At 44.4% G+C, this 8,271-nt stretch carries 7 protein-coding genes and 1 tRNA gene; 5 read left to right on the forward strand and 3 right to left on the reverse strand.

The window, feature by feature from the left end; all coding sequences use genetic code 11:
• Nucleotides 1-115: 115 nt before the first annotated feature.
• Both L876_RS0113145 and L876_RS0113150 read right to left on the reverse strand, forming a co-directional pair.
• Nucleotides 116-191 (reverse strand) — tRNA-Phe (locus L876_RS0113145).
• A gap of 207 nt (nt 192-398) precedes the next feature.
• Complete coding sequence (locus L876_RS0113150; protein WP_028764233.1) at nt 399-1,157, reverse strand: outer membrane protein assembly factor BamD; 759 nt, start codon at nt 1,155-1,157, stop codon at nt 399-401.
• 122 nt (nt 1,158-1,279) lie between these two features.
• Here L876_RS0113150 and rluD point away from each other — a divergent pair, with 122 nt between their 5' ends.
• The 4 genes from rluD (at nt 1,280) to L876_RS0113170 (ending at nt 6,172) form a co-directional block, all read left to right on the forward strand.
• Nucleotides 1,280-2,251, forward strand: coding sequence for a 23S rRNA pseudouridine(1911/1915/1917) synthase RluD (gene rluD / locus L876_RS0113155; protein ID WP_028764234.1), 972 nt, complete (start codon nt 1,280-1,282; stop codon nt 2,249-2,251).
• Complete coding sequence (gene pgeF / locus L876_RS0113160) at nt 2,252-2,971, forward strand: peptidoglycan editing factor PgeF (protein WP_028764235.1); 720 nt, start codon at nt 2,252-2,254, stop codon at nt 2,969-2,971.
• A gap of 125 nt (nt 2,972-3,096) precedes the next feature.
• Nucleotides 3,097-5,670: an ATP-dependent chaperone ClpB gene (clpB, locus tag L876_RS0113165; RefSeq protein WP_028764236.1), complete on the forward strand. Its 2,574-nt coding sequence runs from the start codon at nt 3,097-3,099 to the stop codon at nt 5,668-5,670.
• Between the two features lie 190 nt (nt 5,671-5,860).
• The gene (locus L876_RS0113170; RefSeq protein ID WP_028764237.1) at nt 5,861-6,172 is read left to right on the forward strand and encodes a hypothetical protein; all 312 of its coding nucleotides are present in this window, start codon (nt 5,861-5,863) and stop codon (nt 6,170-6,172) included.
• A 56-nt stretch (nt 6,173-6,228) separates the two neighbouring features.
• Here the strand turns inward: L876_RS0113170 and L876_RS0113175 are convergent, their stop codons facing one another.
• Nucleotides 6,229-6,672 carry a DUF4124 domain-containing protein gene (locus L876_RS0113175; protein ID WP_220746075.1) on the reverse strand — a complete coding sequence of 148 codons (444 nt, stop codon included), beginning with the start codon at nt 6,670-6,672 and terminating at the stop codon, nt 6,229-6,231.
• A gap of 143 nt (nt 6,673-6,815) precedes the next feature.
• On the opposite strand from L876_RS0113175, the gene pssA reads away from it, so the two are divergent.
• Entirely contained in the window at nt 6,816-7,649 is an 834-nt protein-coding gene (pssA, locus tag L876_RS0113180) for a CDP-diacylglycerol--serine O-phosphatidyltransferase (protein WP_028764239.1), read from the forward strand.
• The last annotated feature ends 622 nt before the right edge of the window (nt 7,650-8,271 follow it).

The raw sequence follows: 8,271 nt of genomic DNA on the forward strand, positions 1-8,271 counted from the left end.
AGTCGTACTAATAGGTATAGCAAAAGAATATGGGAATATGCGGAAAATGTTGCAGATACAAAAAAGCCTCGCAATGCGAGGCTTTCTTTAGACGCTAGTAGCACCTAATCAAATTTGGTGCCCGAACCCGGAATCGAACCAGGGACACGAGGATTTTCAATCCTCTGCTCTACCGACTGAGCTATTCGGGCGACGGGGTGCATTAAAAAGGTTTTGCGGTTTTGAGTCAACATTTTTTTGAAAAATAATTGAGTTATAGGCTTGTTTGAAGAAGTTTTGCTCGAAACGTTGTTTTTTGTATCAATAAACTTGCCTTAGAGAGCTGGTGGGGCACATTCGTGCCATCAGTGATCTTTTGTGGAGAATAAAAAAAGCCCCGCTAGGCGAGGCTTTTTTTATTATTTTAGCATTGCATTACTTGGGAAGTTGCTTCTCATCACCATTAACACGTGCTCTTTCAGCTTTTCTTGCCCCAACTCATCATAAGCGAGTGCCATGATCTCTAAAGCGCGTTCTGTTGATGGTGTACCAGGATAAGACTCCATTACTGACTGGGCTCTTACGGCCGCTGCGCTCCAAGCATTCATCTTAATATAGTACTCTGCGACATTAATTGAGTACTTAGCCAGACGATTTTTAAGGAATTGCATACGTTTTTGAGCATCTGCTGCGTATTTACTGTTAGGATACGACTTTATCAAACGGTCAAAGTCTTTAAAGGCATCTTGCGCTGCTTTAGGGTCTCTATCGGTTCTGTCGATATTTAACATGTCATGAAACATGTAACTGTCAGACTGCATATTAACCAACCCACGCATATAGTAGACGTAGTCGATATCTTTGTGAGTTGGGTTTAAACGGATAAAGCGATCGATATTGGCGATACCAGAAGCTGGATCATCCAGTTTGTAGTAGGCATAAATTAGGTCTAATTGTACCTGGGTTTTATGTGGGCCAAAGGGATAGCGAGAGTCTAACGCTTCTAAAGAACGTACAGCTTTACTGTAGTTTCCTAGCTCCATTGAGGTTCTAGCTTGAGTATAAAGCACATCAGGCGATGATTTACTGAGCGGCATATCATCTTCTTTTCGGCTACTACAGGCCGCTAAGGCCAGTGAAATCAGGGCGATAGCTGCGCCTTTAGCAAATTTATGCATACTTGAATTCGATTCTTTTTAAGTTGTAGTTAAGAATTTTTCCATTTCACGATAAAATAGAAACAATACGATTGTAACAGATAGCACTTTATTTTGGACCCCAAAACGCGGGTACGGTTCCTATGACACAAGAGATTAATCTAAAAAGCGAGATAACAGCAACACAAACAGGTCAAAGATTGGATCAAACTTTGGCTGAATTGTTTCCTGATTATTCTCGTACGCGCATTAAAGAGTGGATACAAACAGGTTCTGTTTATGTCGACGGTGTAGTGCAGACTAAGCCTAGAGAGAAAGTTCTTGAAGGCCAAGAAGTTCAAGTTGAAGCTATGTTGCAGGAAGAAACCAAAGCTGAAGCGCAAGCGATAGACTTGAACATTGTTTATGAAGATGATCATATTATTGTGATCAATAAGCAAGCAGGGTTAGTCGTTCACCCTGGTGCGGGCAATAGTGATGGGACCTTGCTAAATGCACTGTTGCATCATTGTCCAGCCATTGAGCTGGTGCCGCGCGCAGGTATTGTTCATCGTCTTGATAAAGACACTACCGGATTGATGGTTGTTGCTAAAACGGTAGAAGCGCAAACGCATTTAGTGGCTGCCTTGCAGGCTCGTGAAATTGTTCGTGAGTATGAAGCTATTGTTCAAGGAACCATTATTTCTGGCGGCACTGTCGATGAGCCTATCGATCGTCACCCGACCAAACGTACACACATGGCGGTGGTTCATAATGGTAAACCTGCGGTGACTCATTATCGTGTAGCGGAGAAATACCGTGCTCATACCCGATTGAGATTGCGTCTAGAGTCAGGACGTACTCACCAAATTCGTGTGCATATGGCGCATATTGGTCATGTGTTGGTTGGCGATCCTGTTTATGCTGGTCGCCCACGTCCACCAAAAGGTGTGACACCAGAGTTCTTTGAGGTTTATATGGGCTTTAAGCGTCAAGCTTTGCACGCGATAAGACTTGAACTTGCTCACCCATTTACGTTTGAAGTCATGAGCTGGCAGGCACCGATACCAGAAGATATGGTGACGCTAACTCGTGCGTTGCGCGAAGACACTAAAGCGAACCCGGCTGACTATTAAATGTTGCCAAAAGAGTGGTTTGTTCCGGCTGGAGTGAAGCTAGCCTTCACCCAGCGTTCAGGTGGCGTGAGTCTGGCTCCATACGCTAGCCTGAATTTAGGAGAGCATGTTGGCGACGACTCGTCACATGTTCAACAAAACCGCGCCATTGTTAAACAAAGCCTAGGACTCAGTGCTGACCCAGCTTGGTTAGAGCAAGTCCATGGTACCTTAGTGGTAAACCTTGATAGTGACGATAATCGCACTGCAGATGGCAGTTTTTGCCGCAGCCGTAATCATACCTGTGTGGTGATGACTGCAGACTGCCTCCCCGTTTTGATTTGCGATAAAGCTGGTACACAAGTTGCTGCAATCCATGCGGGATGGCGTGGTCTATGTGATGGCATTATTGAAACGGCGCTGAGTCATTTTGCTGTGCCTGCCGACGAGATCTGTGTTTATCTCGGTCCGGCCATTGGGGCTGACGCATTTGAAGTTGGCGCTGAAGTTAGGGGGCGGTTTGTACAGTGTCATCAACAAACTAGTGCATTTTTTATGCCTCGTGGCGATAAATATCTCGGCGATCTACAAGCAATTGCCCGGTTTCGGATCGAACAAGCTGGTGTGAAACGTATTTTCTGTTTATCCCATTGTACCTATAGCCTCAAAGAGCAGTATTTTTCCTATCGCCGCGAATCTGTGACTGGGCGAATGGCTTCTTTGATCTGGTTAGAAAAGTAGCAAGTATTTCGTTGCTAATGCATTCCTCTGCTTGAATTTAGTCAAAAAGCCCCCATCTTTAACTTATCGAAGCTTCACTTATCAAAACACTGACGGTGTACTTCATTCGTTAACTAGGAGGCTGTATGCGACTCGATCGTATGACTAATAAATTTCAGATAGCAATCTCCGATGCGCAGTCTTTAGCGTTGGGGCGTGACCATCAGTTTATTGAACCGATTCATCTTATGATGGCGCTGCTTAATCAAGATGGTGGTTCGATTCATACATTACTGACTCAAGCTGGCATCTCTGTCAGTGCGCTGCGTTCATCTTTAAACCAAGAGCTCGAAAGGTTACCGCAAATTGACGGTACTGGTGGGGATGTTCAGTTATCTCAGGCATTAATCCGTTTACTTAATTTATGCGACAAGCTGGCACAAAAACGCAAAGATAAATTTATCTCTAGTGAGCTGTTTGTGTTGGCGGCGTTGGAAGGCAGTGATGCGTTGGCTCAGAGCCTTAAAAAGTCAGGGGCGACAAAAGAGCTACTCGAACAGACAATTTTGCAGGTGAGATCGGGCAAAAATATTGATGACCCTAATGCAGAAGATCAGCGTCAAGCGTTGAAGAAGTTTACCGTGGACCTTACGGAGCGAGCAGAGCAAGGGAAATTAGACCCAGTGATCGGCCGTGATGATGAGATCCGCCGTACGATTCAAGTCTTACAGCGTCGAAGTAAGAATAACCCTGTTTTGATTGGTGAACCGGGCGTGGGCAAAACAGCCATTGTTGAAGGACTCGCTCAGCGAATCATTAATGGTGAGGTGCCAGAGGGAATTAAGAATAAGCGAGTGTTGTCGTTAGACATGGGATCACTCGTCGCTGGGGCAAAATATCGGGGTGAATTTGAAGAACGCTTAAAGGCTGTGCTTAACGAGCTGGCTCAAGAAGAGGGGCAGGTGATCCTCTTTATTGATGAGCTTCATACTATGGTTGGTGCGGGTAAATCAGATGGTGCAATGGATGCAGGTAATATGCTTAAACCTGCCTTGGCGCGTGGCGACCTTCATTGCGTTGGTGCGACGACCTTAGATGAGTATCGCCAATACATTGAAAAAGATGCAGCATTAGAACGGCGCTTTCAAAAAGTGTTGGTCGAAGAGCCTAACGTTGAAGATACCATCGCAATTTTGCGCGGTTTAAAAGAGCGTTACGAGTTGCATCATCATGTGGAGATCACCGATCCGGCAATCGTCGCTGCTGCAAGTATGTCGCACCGTTATATTTCTGATAGAAAGCTTCCCGATAAGGCCATTGACCTTATTGATGAAGCGGCTTCTAGTATTCGTATTCAGATAGACTCAAAACCTGAACCATTAGACAAGCTCGAGCGTCGTGCTATTCAGCTTAAGCTTGAAGAGCAGGCATTGAGCAAAGAAAATGATGACGCAAGTATGCGCAGGCTAAGTACATTGCGCAGCGAGTTAAAAGAAGTTGAACACAAAGCGGCGGAACTCAATGAAGTTTGGCACACGGAAAAAGCCGCGCTTGCTGGAACTCAGCACATTAAGGCCGACTTAGAACAAGCACGTATGGATTTAGATGTTGCTAGGCGAGCGAGTGATTTAACTCGTATGTCAGAGTTGCAGTACGGTCGGATACCTGAGCTTGAAAAACAGTTAGATTTAGCTTCTCAAGCTGAGATGCAGGACATGACCCTGTTACGAAATAAGGTCACAGATATCGAAATTGCTGAGGTGTTATCTAAAGCAACAGGTATCCCTGTTTCAAAAATGCTTGAAGGAGAGAAAGAGAAATTGTTGCATATGGAGGAAGCCCTTCATACTCGCGTGATAGGCCAAAATGAAGCGGTCGATGCAGTAGCCAATGCAATACGCCGTAGTCGAGCAGGCCTAGCTGATCCAAATCGTCCGATTGGCTCATTTCTCTTTCTTGGTCCAACAGGTGTGGGTAAGACTGAATTATGTAAATCCTTAGCTAAATTCCTGTTCGATACGGAAGGAGCTATGGTTCGAATCGACATGTCAGAGTTTATGGAAAAGCACTCGGTATCTCGGTTGGTTGGTGCGCCTCCTGGTTATGTGGGCTATGAGGAGGGAGGATATTTAACGGAAGCGGTTAGGCGTAAACCTTACTCGGTCATTTTGCTGGATGAAGTAGAGAAGGCACATCCTGATGTGTTTAACATACTTTTGCAGGTGTTAGATGATGGTCGATTAACCGATGGACAAGGCCGCACCGTTGATTTTAGAAACACTGTGGTGATCATGACATCTAACTTAGGTTCTGATGTGATCCAAGAGCGTTTCGGTATTGCCACCTATGCGGAGATGAAAGCCGAGGTGATGAATGTGGTGACACACAGTTTTAGACCAGAGTTTCTCAATCGTGTTGATGAGAGTGTGGTATTCCATCCGCTAGAGTCTGAACATATTGCCCATATTGCAAAAATTCAGATCGAAAATCTTACTGCGCGTTTAGCGGAAAAAGATTTCGAGCTTAAGGTGAGCGATGAGGCTTTGGCGTTAATCGCTCAAGCTGGTTTTGATCCTGTTTATGGAGCGCGCCCCCTTAAACGGGCTTTACAGCAAGAGGTTGAGAACCCCTTAGCGCAAAAGTTACTCAGTGGTCAGTTTGTCCCTGGCAAACCGATACTTGTAGAAAGCGCAGGTGGAGAACTCGCTTTTAGACAATAACCGCGTATGTGTTTGCTGGTAAATGTCTAGATAGCGCAATATCAGCTCAGGCTTGCTGTTTTCAGCGGTCTGAGCTTTTTTCTGCAACCTCTAAATGAGATTGAACAATCTTTTTGCAATCAAACAAAGATTCAACTACTTTCCTAAATGACAAGATTATTTGAATTTCAGTGCATTAAAGGAGTAATGAATGAAAGCAAAGTTAATGATGGCCTCCGTCGTGGTTCTGTCTATGTTAGGTTGTAGCTCAGCACCTGAAGGCCCCGCATCGAGTGAACAGTATATTGGTGTCGGTAATGTGGACTACGATAGCCTGTATCACTTTGGCTACAATACTGGGTGTCGTTCTGCCGGGATGGTAAAGCAAGATTCAAATTTAGGCAGTGTTGAGGCGATGAAAGATCAAGTGCTTGATGGCCTTGATGAGTTTGATAAAGGCTGGGCAGCGGGTGCGAAAGCCTGCGAGGATGGAGTTAGTCGCTCAATGTATACCGTTAAATAGTACGACGAATAAAACAGACTCAACTCGAGTCTGTTTTATTCCTAGAGTGGGTCGTGCTATTTCTTACAAAAAAGTCGTATTTTCTCTTTTTGCGCCGAAATCTCCGACTGTCTTTCCTCTTCTGTCATTCTGACTGGTTCATCGCTGTCTTCATTTTTGCGAGTCAAACGTGTGTGTGTTTCAAGTACATTAAGTTGGTGCTTGGCATTGTCACAGATTGCGCTAGCTTGTGCTTTGTCCTTTTTACTTATCTCCTGTGCAGCCAGTTCTAGGTCACTCTTTTCTGGTTCACTTACGGCTTTAACCTTAGGTGCAACAAAGCCAACTTTCTTTTGCTCTATATCTTCGCTATAGAGTTTTTCAGATTGTTTTTCTGGTGGAACTTGCTGGCTGTAGTGAGTAACGCCATTCTCATCGACCCATTTATATATCGTTGTTGCGAGTATGGTGGGGCTAAACAACATGGTAACTAATAGTATGTAATAACTTTTCCTAGTCATGATTTTGTCCATATAAGCAGTTGTCGGTATCGAGTTGGGATTAATTTTAGCCAGTAAACTAAATAATTGGAGTACTGTACAATTTACACTCAGCAATCTGTGTTATCGTTTAATTCTGCCAAGATAACTCTGCTACTAATTATATGCAAAATTTAAACAAACAGACGGTTAAGAACCGTGGCATCTATCTATTACCTAATTTATTGACAACGGCTGGTCTCTTTTCTGGTTTCTACGCTGTCATAGCGTCAATGAATGCACATTTTGAATCTGCGGCGATTGCCATCTTTATTGCCATGCTATTCGACGGGCTTGATGGTCGGGTTGCAAGAATGACCAATACCCAAAGTGCATTTGGTGCTGAGTATGACAGTATGGCAGACATGGTTTCATTTGGTGTCGCCCCGGCGTTAATCGCTTATAACTGGGGACTTGCCGAACTTGGAAAAATTGGCTGGCTAGCGGCATTCATCTATTGCGCAGGTGCAGCACTTCGTTTGGCCAGATTTAATACTCAGGTTGGGGTCGCTGATAAACGCTATTTTCAAGGGTTAGCGAGTCCGGCTGCCGCCGCAATTATTGCAGGAGCTATTTGGACGGGAACCTATTATGAGATAAGTGGTAACCAAGTTAGCTATCTACTTGCATTGTTGACCGCTGCAGCAGGCTTATTGATGGTGAGTAACTTTCGCTATTATTCGTTCAAAGACTATGACTGGCGCGGACGGGTTAATTTCATTGTAATACTGGCATTAGTTGGGTTATTTGTGATTGTATCTGTGCAGCCTGCAACGATCTTATTTGGTGTTTTTTCACTGTATGCGCTTTCAGGACCAATCTACACCATACGCAGGATTAAAAAGCTTAAGGTGAGTCATGTCGTTGGTGATGAATGTAGCGATGACAATACTGACTTACCTGTGGATACGAGTGAGCAACAAACGCAATCAGCCGATGACAATAAGAAGCCTGAGTAAAATCACAAACCGTACATTTGTTTATTGCACTAGATTTTTGGCAGAGTCGTTGTTTCTGTGCCAGACTTACTCTCCCGTTCAGGCTTAAGGTTGTTTTTTGGCTAGAAACGAGGGTCATTAGGCTAGATTCCTCATCAATGTGTAGCGCATTTGTGTGTTAATCGTTGCCTTTTATGCGTGTTTATCGTGGTTTTTCGGTCTTTCGCCTGAAAAGTGAGCGCTTGAGTGTTTTATTTTAAAAAGCCCTTGCGCCCATCCGAGAACTGCCTATAATGCGCATCCACTGACACGGCACAGCAGGCCAATCGCTCTTAGCAAACGCTAGGCAGCACGGGACTTGCAGCAGTGTGAGAGAGTTTAGTTTTTCGGAATTAGACTCAGGTGGTAAGCGCTTTAGCAGGCTTCCAATGTTGATTGATTATCACATCAGTGGTTAACAAATCATCGCTTGGAAAACTTCTTAAAATAAGCACTTGACGCCGACGACGGGAAGTGTAGAATACGCATCCCTAAGCCAACGACCTAGCGTCTAACGGCGGTATCTGAGAGATTGATACCAACGCTCTTTAACAAGATGAAACAAGAAATCTGTGTGGACACTCACAGGTGTTGAGTTATTCGA

The organism is Shewanella colwelliana ATCC 39565, from assembly GCF_000518705.1.
GTDB classification, from domain to species: domain Bacteria; phylum Pseudomonadota; class Gammaproteobacteria; order Enterobacterales; family Shewanellaceae; genus Shewanella; species Shewanella colwelliana.